We start from the raw sequence: 17,449 nt of genomic DNA, 5'->3' as shown, positions 1-17,449 counted from the left end.
AGATCAAAATATGCTTTTTCTAAAAAATAATTGAATCAACTATTTATAAAAAAGTTTGTAACTAATTAACCCTGAATAATAACCTGCCCAATATCCTTCGTGAAGTATAATCTTCTTATATTGAGGATGGTTCTCTATTTTCCTATTGAACTATACTGCACCTTTAGTGAAATAAACTAAGATATTAAGACTTTATAAAAACTCTTTTCGCCTAAAATTAAGATATTTCATTTTGACTCTACCTATTAAATATTAGTACGAGTTATGCGAATATTAACAACTTCCCATTTTCTTTATTTCATGTCGTGAGTTTTCATTTTATCCAGTTCCTTTTTTCTTTTCTCGTGAAGATACTTTCTACCTCCATTCCATTCTGCACATAGGAAAAGTATCCCTAATAATAGATAGAGGATAAAGCCCATATTACTTTCAATATGATTCGTTACAAACAGCCATGTCAAAAATACAATATATGCTACTGGTAAAATTGCTCCCCAATAGATATTGCTCCTAGTTGAAAAGAAGAATTGAACAGCTAAAATACCAGCAATAATAAAAACCCCATAAATACCAAATGACATTATTTCTCATCTCTTTCTTGTTTATATTTTTCAATAATTAATTTTGCATCTGCTACACTTATGCGATCATCAATCGACAGGCTCTTGATAAATTTAATAAATTCCTCGTTTTCTACGGCATCATTCATTTTTATTTTATTGATTAATCTATCAAGTTTAAGTCTTACCGTTGGATACGATACCTCATAAACCTTTGCAATCTCTTTTAAAGAACCTGAATGAAGTACTAAGTTTTTAACAAACTCTAAATCCTCATTTTCCAAGACTAAAATCCAGTTTGGAATATTGTTAATATCCACGCCTATGCCCTCCATTTATTTTTATTAATATAAATTTAACATAATTATAAATAATGTAAAAGTATTTTTTAACTTTATTAAAAATAATGTGTTGTTTTTGTTTAATTATAATAAAATAAACAGAATCCATTTTGAATTAAACTCTTCAAATGGACTCTTTCCTTACCAATTCAACTATGGCTTTTTTTAAATTAAAATTACTTTTCTGCATTATTTCTTAGTAGAACCTAACCTTTTTTAATTTATCTCTTCATACAGTTTTTCTCTTCAAATCAAGCCCCCGTTAGCACAATAAAATAACTAAGTCTATTACTACAAATCGGAGGGTAACATCCCATATACAATACTATCTGTCCATTCATTTTTATTCCAAAAATTTTGTATGAAATGGGCTTCCTTTCTCATGCCTATTCGTTCACACAATTTTTGTGAAGCTTTATTTCGTGCATCAAGTTTAGCTTGTATACGATGTACATTAAATTCATCAAATAATTTAAATACTAAACTGCTTACTTATTACGAATAAAAAAGGACAGGTTGTCGATACCATTACTACTTATAAAGGTGAACCCGGTAAAGATTTAGTCTTAACACTAGATAGTGAGTTAACGGCTGCAACAGAAAAAATTGTAGAGAAAGAATTACTGAAATTAAAAGCACTTCCTGGCTCATATTTATTGGATCGTGCATTTTTAGTAATGATGGACCCGAATACAGGCGATATTTTATCAATAGTTGGTAAGAAAATCGAAAAAAATCCTGAAACGGGGAAAAATGAAGTTTTCGATTATTCGTATGGCAACTTTACTACAGCTTATGAGGTTGGTTCAGCGGTAAAAGGCGCAACTTTACTAACAGGTTATAACTTAGGCGTTATCACGCCTAGTACTGTATTTGTAGATGAACCAATGATCATTTCGCAAGAGCGTGAAAGGAAATATACAATGAAAAAAATATTCTATTATGCAGTTACCTTATTGTTGATCTTAAGTATTGTAGGTTGTTCAGCTCAACCAGAGTCTAACAATCCTAACATCCTAAGTGACGCTAACGTTAATCAAGTTCAGGCTGATACTTTCTTTAAAGACCACGATGGGACCTTTATTTTGCGAGATTTAAAAACAGAGGAAACTTATATCTGTAATGAGCAGAGAGCAAAAGAAAAACTAACACCCCAATCTACCTTTAAAGTTCCTAATGCATTAATTGGGTTACAATTAGGCGTTGTGAAAGATGAATATGATATCAAAAAATGGGATGGTAAGGAAAACGAAATTATCTCATGGAACCATGACCATACCCTTGGATCTGCTATGCGTGATTCTGTAGTTTGGTATTATCAAGCTATAGCTCGAGATATTGGTGAAAAGCGTATGAATGAATGGTTGCATAAAATCTCCTACGGAAATGAAGATATTAGCGCAGGAATTGATCACTTTTGGTTACAAAGTTCATTGAAAATAACACCGTTGGAAGAAGCCGACTTTATGGAAAAACTTTATAAAGAAGACCTTCCATTTGATAAACCTATTATGAAGACTGTTAAACGCATGATGATTCAAGAAGAAGGCGATCATTACATTCTTTATGGTAAAACGGGAACTAGAATTACAGACATGGGCCTAGGGTGGTTTGTTGGCTTTATCGTCGTTGAAAACCATCCTTATGTTTTTGTTACAAATGTTAATGATTCTGGAACTGTTACAAAGAACATAACTGTAGAGATTTTAAAGCAATATAATTTGATTACAGAGTAAATAAGCTATATAAGATAAAAAAAGAGAATTTCAAATAATTTTGAAATTCTCTTTAACTACCTATAGAAAACACCTCGATGATTAGGTATAGATGACTCTGGTTTTTCAGGTACTTCCTTAGCAGGTTCCGTCGGTAGTTTGTTCGGTAATGCTATTGATGGAGGAACACCTACACCGACAATAGACATACAATTAAGACCACCCAACGCGGAGTGGTCTTTTTTCTGGTTATTTAATTAAAAAACTAATTTATTTATAAAACAACGAACTTTTTATATGGTAAATCGTCCAATTATTAGCAAAAACTAATTTTTAAATAAAAGGAGAAATACATATGAAAAAACCGATTAAAAAAACTTGGATGGTTGCCTCAGCACTTACAATAGGAATGGCTGTTCTGACACCACTTCAAGCAGGAGCTGCGTCAGTAGAAACAACAGATAATAGTAGCATTACCGTTCAACTTGAACAAAAAATCACAGGCACTATTAAAGTCATCTACAGCGAGAGCGATGGAATGATCCTTAAGGGAAGAGATGGTAAAAATTACTTCATTAGTTTATTTAAATTTTCAGATGAGCAATTAGAAAAAATGAATTTAGTAGAAGGACAAGAAATTTCTATAGAAGGTAGCTTAGTAGAGAATTCTTCAGACTTTTACACGTTTGACGGATTTAAAAGAGGCTTACCTAAAGAGGTAACACAAGAAGATTTAACAAAATTAGAAAAAATGTTTAATGAAATCAAAAAGCTAAAAAAAGAAGTGTCAGCTGAAATAGAAAAAGAAGAGATTGAAAAGAAATATGAAGAAATGGAAAAAATTCACGAAGAAATGTATAAAATTACAAAGCCATATTATTTAGCTGCTTGGCAGCCACAATCTTTCGAAGAATTTATACAGGATTTCGGATTTAATGAGAAAAATATCGTTATTAAAGAAAACGATACTACACAGCTTAAAACTATTTATACCGAATGGGTAAAGCTTGAAAAAAGTGGTGATGAAGAAAAAGCTAATGAAAAATTTGATGAATTTTATAAAATCCTTCAACCATATTTAGACGAACTAAATCCGCCAGAAACATTTGAAGAATTTATGGATAGCTATATGGAAGTCACGGAATTATTAGATATCCCCGCTGAAACTTTAGCCAAACTAAAAACTCTTCATGAGGATTTACAAAAAGCATTAAAAGATGAAAATGATGAGAAGTATGATAAACTACACGAAGAATTCTATGGACTTTTACATCAATTCGAAAAGCCTCAAACATTTGAAGAATACATGGCTGACTTTGAATTTGAAGTGAGTGAAGCAGATAGCAAGCAATTAAAACTGCTTTATGAAGAAATCTTAGCTCTTGATGAAAAAGAACAAGAAAAAACTGAAGCAAAATGGGAAGCATTTCACAGTATTTTAGACCCATATTTTGAAGCAAATAAAGAAATTCTACTATCAGCTTCTAAAGTAACGATAAACGGCCAAGACTATCTTCCACAGCATTAACCATTAAAAATTGGGGGTTATCCTAAAAGTCATTAAACAATGATTAGGGATTAACCCCTTTCTTATCCCCGCACAATATATCCTCTTATACTTGCACCTTTATACTTATTCTTATCAACAGTTTTATTAACATCTGTGGAAGGTTTATCTTAGACAAAAAAGCCAATCTTCCCTTTAAGGAAAATCAGCTAATTCCATTTGTATGGCTAATCTATTGAATAATTATTTTTTATAGAGAACCATGATTTTGTTCAAATTCTTCTCTTGTCATTCCGTAGCAAACACCATCAAAATAAGCACCTTTTGTGAAAATGATTCTTCTTAGTTGCCCCTCTTTCATGAAACCTAATTTTTCATGTAGGCGCATGGATGGTTCATTGAAAGAGTAAACAGTTGTATTTACTTTTTGATATGCACGTTCTGAAAAGAAGAAGCGAAGAACCATTAGAATCATTTCTTTTGCATACCCTTTACCTCTATAAGGCTCAAATACAGCTAAATAGTAATCAAAAATACCATTTTTTAAATCACAATCAAATGTTTCAATCATCCCAACAATATTATTGTCTTTATCTATTGCAACAAAACGGAATTCATCCTCTTCTTCTGATAATTGTTCTTCTACCCATGCTGTCATTTTATCAGCTGAGCGAGGAAAATGAATCGAATCCATATTTCGTAGAATTTCATCATCTAAAAATTCAAATATAACGATATCTTCTGGTTGTATCGCTCGTAGTGTAAGATTTTGCCCTGTCCAATAACTAATTGTCATTTTTCTTATCCTCCAACGCATCAAATAAATAGAAATAATAATAAAAATTGGTTATATGACCCAATATTATTTAAAACGTTTTAAGTTTAATTAAGTTTCGGTTAAATTCATCTTTTTTCTATTTCTTAACAATAGTCGTCTGTCCGAGAATTAAATAAATGATTGTACAAATTGGCGTTAAAATAATCCCTAAAATAACTTGCATTTTAAAGTACGGTTCAGACTTAATAATCCAATATTCACGCTGCAAATAATTGATCCAGCTGCTTTGAATATCGCTCCCCCAAACTTTAGTTTTTTTTCTATTCTGCTTACAAGCAAGCCATGTTCATAATACTTAGACGCTATTATTTTTATAGTTGCTTTAAACAATACATGACATAATACGAATAATAAGATAAAACTTATTGCCGTATTAAATGACAAAAGCGTCTCCACCAATGACTGTTGCATTGCAAAACGATAATCTATTTCTAGAAAATCAGAAAATGAAGCACTTAAGGATGAGATTGTTGAAACATCTAATTTCACTAAAACAGTGCTGATTGCATGATTATTTTTTATTAGAAAGTACAGTATTGGGCTTATATCAATACCTACTATAAGCGTCATCCTAACAAGTAGATATACGGATGCATTAATAAACACCCTGCGAAAATGATTCAAAATGGACAACACTAATAGAAGGATTAATACAATTAAAACGTTCATGACAAGTAAAAATACAAGTAATTTTATAGCAACACCTAAACTAAACTCTATCAGTAAGATATAAAATGTAGGTATTGATAAAATACTTACCGCCATTATTGGTAGAGTTACCCCACTTATAATTTTCGACATGACAACCTTTTTCGCAGAAATCGGTAAATGAGCAAATATAGCAAAATCACTTTTACTAAACACTATCGAAATGGCAAAATACGAAATCAATAAATATGTCACACCATTTGAAAGAAGAACATTGTAAAATAAATACTCCTCTGGGGTCGTTATGAAATAGATAATGAAGGTAAGTACAAAATACTGCATGGCCACATAAATAAATGCAATAATTAGGAGTGCTTGAATTACTGACTGCTTTGGCTTTGCATAAAAGGATGTTAAAAAGAATTTGATTAATTGCATATTATCCTTCATTAGCTTGTTTCTCCATAAAAATAGTCTCTAAGCTCCCATCGACTAGCAATTTCTCAACACGCTTATGTAAGACGATCTTGCCATCTTTTAAAAACGAAACGGATTGACAAATTTTCTCAGCAACATCTAGCAAATGAGTTGAAAAGAGAACGGTCCCCCCTTTCAACATACTCTTTCATACAATTTTTAAAAGTAACGACAGCAAGTGGATCTAGTCCATTTAACGGCTCATCCATTATTAGGATAGGCGGATTAATTGTAAAAGCAGTAATCAACGCAATCTTATGAAGCATTCCATAAGAATACGTTCCCATAGGTTTATAAATACTTTTTTCCATATCAAAGACGCTAATATAGCTTTGTAGTTTTTCATCATCAGTCTTTTCATATAGTTTCAAAACAAAATGTATCCAATCATATGCAGCTATATTTGGAAATACATGAATCGTATCGGGTATAAAATAAAATTGCTTTTTATATTCTAGCGATTGCGATTTCGAAACATTATTAATTATTATTTTCCCGCAATTTTGTTCTACTAATCCAGCAATACAATTTAATGTCGTTGTTTTACCTGCACCATTCCCACCAACAAACGCTAGTATTTCTCCCTTTTCTATTTTTAACTCTACTCCCTTTAAAACCTCCTGCTGGCCATACGATTTCTGTAAATTTTGTATCGATAACAAATTTTTTCACCTAATTTCATTTAAAACTTCTTTTTCGCAATGAAACTTTGCATAGTGATGATCATCAATACAACTAACAGCAGCGTTACTACAATATTGATGCCAACCCAAGATCCCACATCACCCGACATTAAAATATTTGTTGCATACATACTATTACTAGCAGGATTCACAACATCTATTAATGGATGTAGTCCAGCGATAAAACGACAAATGAATAGGCTAACAATACTTATTAGTGCAATAAATGCAGGACTATTAAAAAATGTACTCATCATTGCAACAAACGTTATGATGAATAATAGCCAAACACAATAAAATGCTAAAGCCCACATAGCTTGCATCATAGGAACCGAAGTAAATAAATACGCTGAATAGCCATAGGACACTGCATAGCCAAGAGCTATACATATAATCGCCATTATATAATGGATGAAGATTTTACTATTTAAATAAGAAGATATCGATACTGGCCTTGTTAAGATAAATGCCATCATGCCATTTGCTTTTTCCCCTTGAATAATGCTCATAGTGGCAACGACCAAAATAATAATGCCTAACTGATCAAACTGTGAATTTAATGTTGAGGCTAGTACCTCCTGTCCCACAGGCTTTGCCATCGTAGGATCAATTATTATACCCTCAATACCACCCGCTGATTGTAAAATAACAGGTAAATAATACATCATAATCGGCTGGGTTAGCCCTAGTAAAATAAATACGATTGGGAGCCAAAGTATTTTAAATTCCCTTGCCATTTGTTGTACTTCTTTTTTGCTTAGTGCGATAAACGTATTCATATTCTCACACCACCAATTCCAAAAATATTTCTTCTAGATTGTCTTGAATACCCACTTCAAATTTAGTAAACATAACCTCTGAATCTAATCCATGCTGTATTAGTCGATTAGCATCTGTTTCCAAATTTTCAACGTGTATTTTGAAGCCATCTCCACAGCTTTCGATTTTCTTCACATATGGTAAATGTTTAATCATTGTTAACCATTGAAAATCTGCCTTTCTGATCATTAAAAAGATAGCTGATTCTTGATGACGCTTAAGCAACTCTGATTTTGTAGCATCTTCTATTTTGTGACCATTTTTAATCATCACAAAGCGCTCACAAATTTCCTCCGCATCGCTCAATATGTGCGTTGATATTAAAACTGTCGTTTCTTGTTTAATCTCTTTCAATAGATTCAACACTTCTCTTCTCCCTATTGGATCTAGCGCTGATACCGGTTCATCCATAATCATTAAAGCTGGCTTATGCAATAATGCTTGTGCGATGCCAAGGCGTTGCTTCATACCACCAGAAAATGTCCCGACATGACTATGTGCTTCATTCCCTAAGCCGACCTTTTCTAAAAGCAATGGGATTTCTTTCTGCAATTCATTTTTTGCTATGCCAGAAAGTGTCCCCATAAAGGACAATGTTTCAAATGCTGTCATCCATGAAAAAAAATTAGGATACTGAGGTAAGTAACCAATTCGATTTCTCATAGATGAAATCTTTTGACCATCAAGAAGAATTTCTCCTTTGTCTGCATTCAGAATGTCGGCAATGATTTGAATTAACGTTGATTTTCCCGCTCCATTTGGTCCAATTAACCCGACACACTCATTAACATCAATGATCATTGAAAAATTATTTACGGCTGTTTTTTTTTTAAACTTTTTCGTAATATTTTTAATTTCTAAGCGCACGTTTATTTACATCCTTTCTACCAATAATGAAGTATAGAACAGAACCAATTGAATTACAGAACAAAATAATAATGGTCCACATTAGTATGTTTTCTCTCGTATCTCGGTGCCTATATAAATCGAATAAAGCAACAATGATTAGAACAAATCCTACGAATATAAATGGCAAAATGATTGGAAGTATACTTGCCCAATCTATTTGCCGTAAATCATCAAAACCATAGTGTAATTTCATTCATAAAACCTCCATTCATTATCATTATCGATAATGATAACAGAAGATGTAAAAAATTTCATTCCCTTTTTACTGTACATCTTAAAAAAATATCTATAAAATATTTTATGATAATGTTCTCATATTGATAACATTGGATTGCTTCCCTTGATTCCATCAGATAGGAGGATCGTTTAATGCGGAATAAAGCAGAAGTTTTAATGCACCCTGTGAGAATGAAAATTTTACAAGCACTCATGCACGAGAAAGAAGAAGGCTTAAGTACTTTGGAGATGATTTCTATCATAAAGGATGTACCTCAAGCTACTTTGTATCGGCACATTCAAATTTTAGTGGATGAAAACATCATAAAAATTGTGAAAGAGCGAAAAGTACGTTCTGTTACAGAAAAATTTTATGCAGTAAATGAAGGAGCAGAAAAGCTTAATGAGGATGATTGGGCACAACTAACGATCAAACAAAAATTAAATTATGTTTCCTACTATCAATTAACTTTGCTATCTCAATATCAAAATTATTTACATTCACTTGATGAAGAAGAAAGTCTTGCAGATTGTGCAACTTTTTCATTTATTGATTTAACATTAACAAATGATCAATTCAATAAATTTGAAAATGAATTAAACGGTTTAATAAATAAATACTATAATATGGCCGACTCAAGTAAAGAGACTGATACTGAGACAAAAACAATAGCAATAAATATTATTCCAAAACCTTAAGTAGTATTTTACATAAAGAATGGAGAAGATTTATGAAAAGAAGAAAGTCAGTTGAAAACACAAGAAAATTTATCATGATTATAATTGGCGCCATCATTGCCGCATATGGACTAGAAGCGGTATTAATTCCGAACGATGTCATTGATGGTGGCGTGACGGGTATTAGTATTATGGGTGCACACCTCTTTGATATTCCGTTAGGTGCGCTCCTCTTTGTACTAAATATTCCGTTTATTTTTATCGGCTACAAACAAATTGGTAAAACTTTTGCATTGATGAGTAGTGCTGGGATAGCAGCTCTATCTATTTCCACAGTGCTTATGCATGATGTTAAAACAATTTTAGGTCCAAATGATCCACTATTAATTGTTTTATCTGGTGGTATGCTACTAGGTGTTGGGATTGGGATTGTCTTACGTAACGGTGGCGCTTTAGATGGCTCTGAGATTTTAGCCGTGCTACTATCACGTAAAATTCCGTTTTCAGTCGGTGATATTATATTATTTATTAATGCCTTTATTTTCTTAGGGGCAAGCTTTATTTTTGGCTTAGAGAGCGCATTATACTCAGTTTTAACGTACTATATTGCGAAAAACGTTATCGATATTATTCAAACAGGTTTAGAAAAATCCAAAGATGTTCGTGTTGTCAGCGCAAAATCAGAGGAAATTGGTGATGCGATCCAAGCTCGATTAGGACGTGGTGTTACATATACAAAAGGGCGTGGCGGTTTCTCCAATGAACCTACTGATATATTAAATTGTGTCATTAACCGTATGGAAGAAAATAAACTTGTATCGATTATTAAAGATATTGATGAAGGAGCCTTCGTAGTTATTTCTGATGTTTCAGAGGTACGTGGTGGTAACTTCAAAAAACGTGATATTCACTAAATACTAGGTACTAGGTAAATAAATCGTTCTAACTGCACCTCAATTGTTAGATATCTAGCAGATGGAGGTGCAGTGTTTTTTGACTAAATTTACAGTTGAAGTTATAGTACGATTGGTTTAGCGTACTAAACAATAACATTGGAAGGAAATCCGTATTTTTCGCTACACTAAAGGAAATATCTTCATCATTTACTTGAAAATTCGATAAAAACCCTTGTTTCATAAGTGCATCTACAAAATCATTTGAATGCTTTTCTAGCTTTAAGACAATCGTTTTTTCTGAAGATAATATCGCCTTAATTTCTTCCTTTCTTCCAGCTGCAATTATATGCCCTTTATCCATAATATAAATGCGATCACATAAATACTCGACTTCCTCCATGTAGTGACTCGTATAAATAATAGCTGTATTCGCTTCTTTATTCAGCCTCTTCACAGTTTCTAAAATATACTTTCTCGATTGCGGGTCAATGCCCACTGTCGGCTCATCCATAATTAAATATTCAGGCTCATGCAGTAGGGCAACACCAATATTTAAACGTCTTTTCATCCCGCCAGAATAATGTTTGACAAGTTTTTTCTGCTCATTTTCGAGTCCGATTTGCGCTAGTACTATACGAACCCGTTCCTGCAATTTCAGACGTGGAATTTTGTAGACATCCCCGAAAAATTCCAAATTCTCACGCGCTGTCATTTCCTCATACAAGGCAATTTCTTGCGGCACAACCCCTAATACTTTTCGTAAGGAAGTTGGATTTTTTAAAATGCTTGTATGCTGTAATAAGACATCACCTGTTGTTGGTTGAATCAAAGTCGACATCATCGCAATTGTCGTTGATTTACCAGCGCCATTTGGTTCAAGAAGTCCTACAATTTCGCCAGGCTCAATGTATAGGCTCACGTCATCCACAGCGTTTACTTTTTTAAATGTTTTTGTTAGATTAACTACTTCAATCATTCAACGGCCCCCTTTCTCTAAAGAATAGCAGTTGCACAATGACTAGACGACTAGCTTCCGTCATAAAAAGCAATGACTGAAGTCATTTGTTGCTGGACGAGTAAGGTTTTCCAAATGAAATATCATAAAAACGCTTATACCATGCTTTACACAATTCCATTCCGTACAGCATAAATTGCTAACTGTGTCCGGTCTCTTAGTGCAAGTTTCTGTAAAATATGGGTAAGATGATTTTTCACTGTACCGACCGATAAAAATAACGAATCCGCAATTTCTTTATTCGTTTTACCCTCCCCAATTAATTGAGTAATCATTAATTCACGCTCTGTTAGCGTAGAAAGCTGTGTTGTTGAGACTTTAGTAGTCCTTTGTTGCAATAACTTAGGCATTAGCTTAGCGGTAACATCTTCTTGAATGACCATGCCCCCATCCAATACACTATGAATGCTCGCTATTAGTTTTGCTGGCTCAGACGACTTAACAAGGAAAGCCGCTTGCACCATCTTTTAATGTTTGATAGGCATACTCTTCATCATCAAATGTTGTCAAAATCAGTATTTTCACATTCGGAAAATGACTACGCATATGCTTTGTCGCCTCAATTCCACTCATCTCTGGCATGCGTATATCCATTAACACAAGATCAACATATACTTTCTCAAGTAATAGTAAAGCCTCCCGACCATTACTTGCTTCTGCTGTTATTTGCAATGTCTCATCTTGTTCAATCATCATCTTCAGACCATTTCGTACAATAGTTTGATCTTCAACTAGTAAAATTCGTTTTTTCATTCAAGCTCTCTCCTTCATCGGAAAAGATCCATCAACAATAAATTGTTGCTCCGTTTTATATATGCGCAGCTCTCCGCCAATTTCCTGCATTCTTCCCGTCATATTTTTTAACCCAAAACCATGAACAAGCGGTGTTTGCTTTATTGATTTGTTTTTTATTTGAAAGCTGATCTGTTGTAATGAATCTTTTCCTAAAATGATGTCGACTTCCTTTGAATCACTATATTTCATTGCATTTGTTAAACATTCTTGTAAAACGCGATAAAGCACTATGCTTTGCTTATTGGAAATGGGTAATGACAGCACTCCCTTTTCAATAGTAAAGCGAATATGTAAACGACTTTCCATCTCTAGTCTTCTAATTAAATGTAGCACCGATGAAATGCCATATGCCTCGCTCGATTTTAACTGTCGAACCGCATACCTTGTTTCGTTTAAACTTTTACGTGCTAATTGCTTAATATCATCTAACTCGTCATGCCCATACTGGATAGATATCATCTCTGCTTGCATAAGCAACGCAGTTAAATTATGACCTACTGAATCGTGTATATCACGGGCAATTTTTGTGCGCTCCTCTGCTCGTACAAGCTGATCTTGCTCAACTGATAGACGTTTTAGTGCACGATATTGCCCTAATAATTCTTGGTACAAAATATTTTTTTCACTGTATGCTTGGATGTAATGACGCATCACCAATGAACATCCAGAAAGAGCAATAAGCATTAGCATCCCGTACAATGGCAACCATTGCAACAGGACAAAAATCATGCCGATAACAGTCAAGCTGCCTAAAAGAATATAATAAAATTTTGCCTGTAGTAGAAAAGCGCCCTCCATTATAAAGAAAGCCAAAATCGGCAATACATACATTATATTAAGTGAAACGAATACGCTACAAAATAAAATTAGAACAATCATAATGTAACTAATGATTCGCAACTTTTTCAAAAGAGGTGTGATGAAATATAAAGCTAAAATGATCGTACAAATGAAAAAAGCAGCTGTTAATGATGCATCCGTGTAATATGTATGAACTAGGAAAATCGTCATTAATAGCAATATACAACTATTGCGAAAGAGAAAATATTTCATAGATAGACTCCATCCTATTCTATTATTTCCAACTTATTACACATCTTTTTAATCCCTTAAAATGTATATACTTACAAATATTAATAAAAAACACTAGACATTATCATAAATATGTCTAGCGTTTTTGAACATTAGAGCGTGTCATATTAGTGAACATCATACTAGCTCTAAAGTTTCATATGAGGAATTTAGTGACGTTATGCAGCTCTTTTAGGAAACCATCTGTTATAAAGCTGTCTTTTAATTTCTCTTGTTCTGCAGCCTTACAGTTAAATCATTAAAGTCTTCGATTACATCTTCCATTGATAATTTTTTAGCTAATGCAATCCCCTTTTGAATAGATTTAAATGCTTCTTCAAATTTATTTGCTTTGATTTGGGCATCTGCAAGGCAATACCAATAAAACCAGGCATCCAGATTTGAAATTTTTTCTTTATAAAACTTTTCGATAAACGGATAGTAATTAGAATATAATTCTTCGTTATAGATCAACTTTTCACCATTCCATTTTAATACATCCACTAAATAGCTATCACCAATATACATTTGCCAAACTGCTAGACCAACTTTTTGAACACCAGTTACAAAGTCCATTTTATGATAAGGAACTTCAGCAATCTTTTGGAATGAGTTATTGATCCATTGGAATACTTCCAGATTGCTTCCCATTGCCGCTCCAATTGTCACACAAAATAAATATTCTTTTGTACCATCACCAGTAATATCTACCAAACCAGAAAAATCCAAATCGACTCCTTGCATTTTAGTTTCCCAAATCTTTCGCCAATCTGTATTGTGTTTTTTTAGCACTATTGATCCAAAATGAGAAGAGTAATCCTTTGCTTTAATTTTATAAGTGAATATTATTTCTTTTTGTCCATCGTGGTCAAAGTCATAAAATTGAATTGGCCGTGTAGAGGAAGGATTTTCAGGGCTTATAAGTGACGCATTCACTGGCATAAATCTACTTACTAAGTCTTCTTCCAGGCTCTCCTTAGCGTGAACAAATATTGGCGTTAAGCAAACTGCAAAAAGTAGCAATAATGTAAATAGCACCATTTCCTTCATCAAAATGTCCCCTTTTACAGGCAAATATAACATATAGTATTGACGTAATTAGAAAAGAAATTCTTCAATAAACTTGCAAGATGACGAAGTACAATCAATTGCGTTAAAATATTTTCTAAAGACGATTGATGTATGCGTATCTGTCTTTGAGGGTTCTCTATCCATCATTTTGACGATCCTATCCGTCACTTTGTCGGTTCTATCCATCACTTTGATGGTCCTATCCATCATTTTGACGGTTCTATCCATCACTTTGACGGTTCTATCCATCACTTTGACGGTTCTATCCGTCACTTTGACGATTCTATCCGTCACTTTGACGGTTCTATCCATCACTTTAACGATTCTATCCGTCACTTTGTCGATTCTATCCATCATTTTGACGGTTCTATCCGTCACTTTGACGGTTCTATCCATCATTTTGACGGTTCTATCCGTCACTTTGACGGTTCTATCCGTCACTTTGACGGTTCTATCCATCACTTTGACGGCTCTATCCGTCACTTTGTCGATTCTATCCGTCACTTTGACGGTTCTATCCATCATTTTGACGGTTCTATCCATTATTATTAACATCATGATATAAAAAAGGAGACATAAATGGACTTATTTATCGCAAGTAATCGTCAATTACCTATCCGTTATTACGTCAATGAAGCGATTTGGATTCGTCGTGGTTGCTTAAGTTTACATCAATTAACACTGCCCTTTTTTGTAGAAGTAGAATTAAAAAACCCACATCATTTATTGAAAATTACAGAATATGTTCAAGAAGTCCAAAAACAATATAGCTATACAGAAATTCAAATTATTATTAAGGATAAAAATATTTTTACGCACTTACAAAAGAGCCTCCCCGACTCTAATACCCATCACATTCTCACAATTGAGCAACTAATTCGCCCATGAAGAAAGGTAGCATTGCTCTAATGCTACCTTTCTTTTTTATAAAACTGTAACAGGCAATTCGATTATAAACTGCAACATACCATCCTTATACTTCGCGTCGATTTTGCCACCATGTAGTTCTACAATACTCTTTGCAATAGCAAGTCCAAGTCCTGACCCTTCCGCTACGCTTGTTCTAGATTGATCTTTTTTATAAAACCGCTCAAATAAGCTCATCAGCTCTTCGGATGTAAATTCATTACTTTCATTTGCAACACAGATTTGAACATTACTTTCTTTTCTTTCAAGAGAAACAAAAATCTCACCGTCACCTGTACTATATTTAATGGCATTCATTAATAAATTATCAAAGACCCTAACAATTTTTTCAGAGTCCACTGGAGCAAAAATCCGCTCCTCTGTGAAATTTTTAATAAATGTACGATGGTTTTCCTCCGCTTGCGGAATCAACTCCTCAATCAACTGATCGAGAAGCTCATTCATACATATATCTTGTCGTCCAAGGACAATGCTGTCATTCGTTAGCTTCGTATATTCAAATAAATCTTCAATTAGGTTCTTTAACTGTTCGGATTTTGAAAAAGCAATCTTTAAATACTCATCATATTGCTCCTTTGTGTCGTACTTTTCATCTCTTATCAATCGTAAATAACCCATAATCGAAGTAAGTGGTGTTCGTAAGTCATGCGAAACATTCGTAATTAATTCATTTTTTTGTTTTTCAATCTTTCGTTCCATCTCTATATTTGTCATTATAGCTTCGGTCATTTGATTGACATTCTCTGTTAATAAAGCGATTTCATCTATCCCCTTTTTCTCAATGCGATAGGTTAAATCTCCTTTTGTGATTTCCATAACCCCCTTAGCCAGCGCCTCGATTTGTTTCATTTTTCGTTTTGTTATGTAGAAGAATGAAAATGTAAAAACAACAATTGCACTAAATAACGGGATAAGGCCCTCATTCGAACTTGCGATAACCATCCCCTCAGGAATACCGCTGACAAACAAATATAAGTTTTTATCTTCTATAGTTAAAGGATAAAATGCAATGAATTCTTGCCTCAATTGCTCGATTGCTGGTACCTCATAATTATTGAGTGGATGGTTAATCGCAAAATCCATTACATTCCGAATCTTATAATGCAAATTGATTTGTTTCTCTTCTACTTGCTTTGTTTTGTATAAAACCTTTCCGTTCTCATCGGTAACGATTACTTTTAATGCACTTTGTTCCATTTCAAATTTTAGATTTTCTGATTCAATCATTTGTTGTAATGCTTCTAAACTATTTTCATTGCTGGCTAGATCCGCGGCACGCTGCGCTTGATCATTTATTTCCTGCATCCCTTGACTATAATCAATCTTAACTGCCGGGTTGATATTCAAAGCAAACGAAAGTGCGGCTTTTGCTCCAAGTAAACCTAAAAATGCACAAAGAATAAAAGTCGTCAATAATTGAATTCTAATGCTTCTACGAACTTTTGTTATAGCAGTTACAATGAACATTTTTAGTTTGTTTAATAAGAAAAGGAATGGCTTAATGATCTTTCTCAATTTTATAACCTACTCCCCATACGGTTTTTATATATTGTGGATTTCTTGGATTTGTCTCAATTCTTTCTCGAATTTTTCGTATATGTACCATTACCGTATTTTCAGATTGTATAGCCTCTTCCTTCCAAACCTTTTCATAAATTTGCTCAGCGCTCATGACTATGCCTTGATTTCTTGCAAGTAATTCAAGAATAGAAAACTCCCTTGGTGTAAGCTTTACTTTTTCATTGTTGACGATAACTTCATGTGTGTCGGTATTAATTCGCAGATCACCAATCTCTATCTCACTTTCGTTCATACTATCTAGTCTATTCATTTTGATATATCTACGAAGTTGAGATTTTATGCGTGCAATTAGCTCTAAAGGGTTAAAGGGCTTTGTTACATAATCATCTGCCCCTATTGATAATCCAACGATTTTATCCATATCTTGAGACTTTGCTGACAGCATAATAATGGGCATCTCAGCTGTTTCCCTTACCTTCATACACATTTCGATGCCATCCACGTTGGGCATCATAATATCTAGAACAATTAAATGCACTTTATGTTTCTTTAAAAGACTTAAGCCCTCCTCTCCATCACTTGCTTCTAGGATATCGTAACCTTCATTTTTTAAATAAATAGCAATAAGATTTCTAATCTCTTTTTCATCATCAACTATCAGTATTGTTTCTTTCGTCATCTAATCCCACCAAATTTCTAATTATATTAAAATATCAGATATCTTAATCTGAATCATAACGTGTGGTTGAATTCCGTTCCAAC

At 33.4% G+C, this 17,449-nt stretch carries 20 protein-coding genes and 3 pseudogenes; 6 read left to right on the top strand and 17 right to left on the bottom strand.

Going from position 1 to position 17,449, the window contains the following annotated elements; all coding sequences use genetic code 11:
* Nucleotides 1–293 precede the first annotated feature (293 nt).
* The 3 genes and pseudogenes from AC3WSO_RS07655 to AC3WSO_RS07645 all read right to left on the bottom strand — a co-directional run.
* Nucleotides 294–581, bottom strand: a complete 288-nt coding sequence (locus AC3WSO_RS07655; RefSeq protein ID WP_492530062.1) for a hypothetical protein — start codon at nucleotides 579–581, stop codon at nucleotides 294–296.
* A complete protein-coding gene (locus AC3WSO_RS07650) occupies nucleotides 581–880 on the bottom strand; it encodes a DUF2089 family protein (protein WP_142509789.1) in 300 nt (99 codons plus the stop codon). The genes AC3WSO_RS07655 and AC3WSO_RS07650 overlap by 1 nt, the downstream gene beginning before the upstream one ends.
* Before the next feature lie 312 nt (nucleotides 881–1,192).
* Nucleotides 1,193–1,393 (bottom strand): annotated as a pseudogene (locus tag AC3WSO_RS07645) (GNAT family N-acetyltransferase); the annotation flags it as partial.
* Nucleotides 1,394–1,395: 2 nt separating this feature from the next.
* Here AC3WSO_RS07645 and AC3WSO_RS07640 point away from each other — a divergent pair.
* Together AC3WSO_RS07640 and blaOXA are read left to right on the top strand one after the other, a co-directional pair.
* Nucleotides 1,396–1,791, top strand: a pseudogene (locus AC3WSO_RS07640) (penicillin-binding transpeptidase domain-containing protein); the annotation flags it as partial.
* A 33-nt stretch (nucleotides 1,792–1,824) separates the two neighbouring features.
* On the top strand, nucleotides 1,825–2,637 hold the full coding sequence (blaOXA, locus tag AC3WSO_RS07635) for a class D beta-lactamase (protein ID WP_492534275.1): 813 nt from the start codon (nucleotides 1,825–1,827) through the stop codon (nucleotides 2,635–2,637).
* A gap of 56 nt (nucleotides 2,638–2,693) precedes the next feature.
* Here blaOXA and AC3WSO_RS07630 read toward each other — a convergent pair whose 3' ends face one another.
* Nucleotides 2,694–2,825 (bottom strand): hypothetical protein, encoded by a 132-nt coding sequence (locus AC3WSO_RS07630; RefSeq protein WP_492530061.1) that lies wholly within the window; start codon nucleotides 2,823–2,825, stop codon nucleotides 2,694–2,696.
* Nucleotides 2,826–2,971: 146 nt separating this feature from the next.
* On the opposite strand from AC3WSO_RS07630, the gene AC3WSO_RS07625 reads away from it, so the two are divergent.
* Complete coding sequence (locus AC3WSO_RS07625; RefSeq protein WP_492530060.1) at nucleotides 2,972–4,144, top strand: hypothetical protein; 1,173 nt, start codon at nucleotides 2,972–2,974, stop codon at nucleotides 4,142–4,144.
* Between the two features lie 229 nt (nucleotides 4,145–4,373).
* Here the strand turns inward: AC3WSO_RS07625 and AC3WSO_RS07620 are convergent, their stop codons facing one another.
* From AC3WSO_RS07620 to AC3WSO_RS07595, 6 genes are all read right to left on the bottom strand, one after another.
* Nucleotides 4,374–4,919, bottom strand: coding sequence for a GNAT family N-acetyltransferase (locus tag AC3WSO_RS07620; protein ID WP_492530059.1), 546 nt, complete (start codon nucleotides 4,917–4,919; stop codon nucleotides 4,374–4,376).
* Between the two features lie 189 nt (nucleotides 4,920–5,108).
* A complete protein-coding gene (locus tag AC3WSO_RS07615; protein ID WP_492530058.1) occupies nucleotides 5,109–6,059 on the bottom strand; it encodes a hypothetical protein in 951 nt (316 codons plus the stop codon).
* A gap of 116 nt (nucleotides 6,060–6,175) precedes the next feature.
* The gene (locus AC3WSO_RS07610; RefSeq protein ID WP_492530057.1) at nucleotides 6,176–6,748 is read right to left on the bottom strand and encodes an ATP-binding cassette domain-containing protein; all 573 of its coding nucleotides are present in this window, start codon (nucleotides 6,746–6,748) and stop codon (nucleotides 6,176–6,178) included.
* 20 nt (nucleotides 6,749–6,768) lie between these two features.
* Nucleotides 6,769–7,548 (bottom strand): ABC transporter permease, encoded by a 780-nt coding sequence (locus AC3WSO_RS07605; protein WP_492530056.1) that lies wholly within the window; start codon nucleotides 7,546–7,548, stop codon nucleotides 6,769–6,771.
* Nucleotides 7,549–7,552: 4 nt separating this feature from the next.
* A complete protein-coding gene (locus tag AC3WSO_RS07600; protein WP_492530055.1) occupies nucleotides 7,553–8,455 on the bottom strand; it encodes an ABC transporter ATP-binding protein in 903 nt (300 codons plus the stop codon).
* Nucleotides 8,439–8,690 (bottom strand): PLD nuclease N-terminal domain-containing protein, encoded by a 252-nt coding sequence (locus AC3WSO_RS07595; RefSeq protein WP_492530054.1) that lies wholly within the window; start codon nucleotides 8,688–8,690, stop codon nucleotides 8,439–8,441. The genes AC3WSO_RS07600 and AC3WSO_RS07595 overlap by 17 nt, the downstream gene beginning before the upstream one ends.
* Before the next feature lie 176 nt (nucleotides 8,691–8,866).
* Here AC3WSO_RS07595 and AC3WSO_RS07590 point away from each other — a divergent pair, with 176 nt between their 5' ends.
* Entirely contained in the window at nucleotides 8,867–9,412 is a 546-nt protein-coding gene (locus AC3WSO_RS07590; RefSeq protein WP_492530053.1) for a helix-turn-helix domain-containing protein, read from the top strand.
* A 32-nt stretch (nucleotides 9,413–9,444) separates the two neighbouring features.
* Nucleotides 9,445–10,305, top strand: a complete 861-nt coding sequence (locus AC3WSO_RS07585; protein ID WP_492530052.1) for a YitT family protein — start codon at nucleotides 9,445–9,447, stop codon at nucleotides 10,303–10,305.
* 46 nt (nucleotides 10,306–10,351) lie between these two features.
* Here AC3WSO_RS07585 and AC3WSO_RS07580 read toward each other — a convergent pair whose 3' ends face one another.
* The 5 genes and pseudogenes from AC3WSO_RS07580 to AC3WSO_RS07560 form a co-directional block, all read right to left on the bottom strand.
* Nucleotides 10,352–11,263, bottom strand: coding sequence for an ABC transporter ATP-binding protein (locus tag AC3WSO_RS07580; RefSeq protein WP_492530050.1), 912 nt, complete (start codon nucleotides 11,261–11,263; stop codon nucleotides 10,352–10,354).
* Nucleotides 11,264–11,409: 146 nt separating this feature from the next.
* A pseudogene (locus AC3WSO_RS07575) lies at nucleotides 11,410–12,055 on the bottom strand (response regulator).
* Complete coding sequence (locus tag AC3WSO_RS07570; RefSeq protein WP_492530048.1) at nucleotides 12,056–13,150, bottom strand: sensor histidine kinase; 1,095 nt, start codon at nucleotides 13,148–13,150, stop codon at nucleotides 12,056–12,058.
* 240 nt (nucleotides 13,151–13,390) lie between these two features.
* Nucleotides 13,391–14,218 carry a hypothetical protein gene (locus AC3WSO_RS07565; protein ID WP_492530046.1) on the bottom strand — a complete coding sequence of 276 codons (828 nt, stop codon included), beginning with the start codon at nucleotides 14,216–14,218 and terminating at the stop codon, nucleotides 13,391–13,393.
* Nucleotides 14,219–14,266: 48 nt separating this feature from the next.
* Nucleotides 14,267–14,782, bottom strand: a complete 516-nt coding sequence (locus AC3WSO_RS07560; protein WP_492530044.1) for a hypothetical protein — start codon at nucleotides 14,780–14,782, stop codon at nucleotides 14,267–14,269.
* 36 nt (nucleotides 14,783–14,818) lie between these two features.
* On the opposite strand from AC3WSO_RS07560, the gene AC3WSO_RS07555 reads away from it, so the two are divergent.
* A complete protein-coding gene (locus AC3WSO_RS07555) occupies nucleotides 14,819–15,127 on the top strand; it encodes a hypothetical protein (protein ID WP_492530042.1) in 309 nt (102 codons plus the stop codon).
* A gap of 36 nt (nucleotides 15,128–15,163) precedes the next feature.
* On the opposite strand, the gene AC3WSO_RS07550 is transcribed toward AC3WSO_RS07555, so the two are convergent.
* Both AC3WSO_RS07550 and AC3WSO_RS07545 read right to left on the bottom strand, forming a co-directional pair.
* The gene (locus tag AC3WSO_RS07550; protein WP_492530040.1) at nucleotides 15,164–16,681 is read right to left on the bottom strand and encodes a sensor histidine kinase; all 1,518 of its coding nucleotides are present in this window, start codon (nucleotides 16,679–16,681) and stop codon (nucleotides 15,164–15,166) included.
* The gene (locus tag AC3WSO_RS07545; protein ID WP_492530038.1) at nucleotides 16,665–17,366 is read right to left on the bottom strand and encodes a response regulator transcription factor; all 702 of its coding nucleotides are present in this window, start codon (nucleotides 17,364–17,366) and stop codon (nucleotides 16,665–16,667) included. The genes AC3WSO_RS07550 and AC3WSO_RS07545 overlap by 17 nt, the downstream gene beginning before the upstream one ends.
* Nucleotides 17,367–17,449 lie beyond the last annotated feature (83 nt).

Source organism: Lysinibacillus sp. EB106-09-02-XG168 (assembly GCF_058791475.1).
The sequence above is the reverse complement of the archived record's forward strand: the minus strand, read 5'-3'. Positions and strand labels throughout refer to the sequence as shown.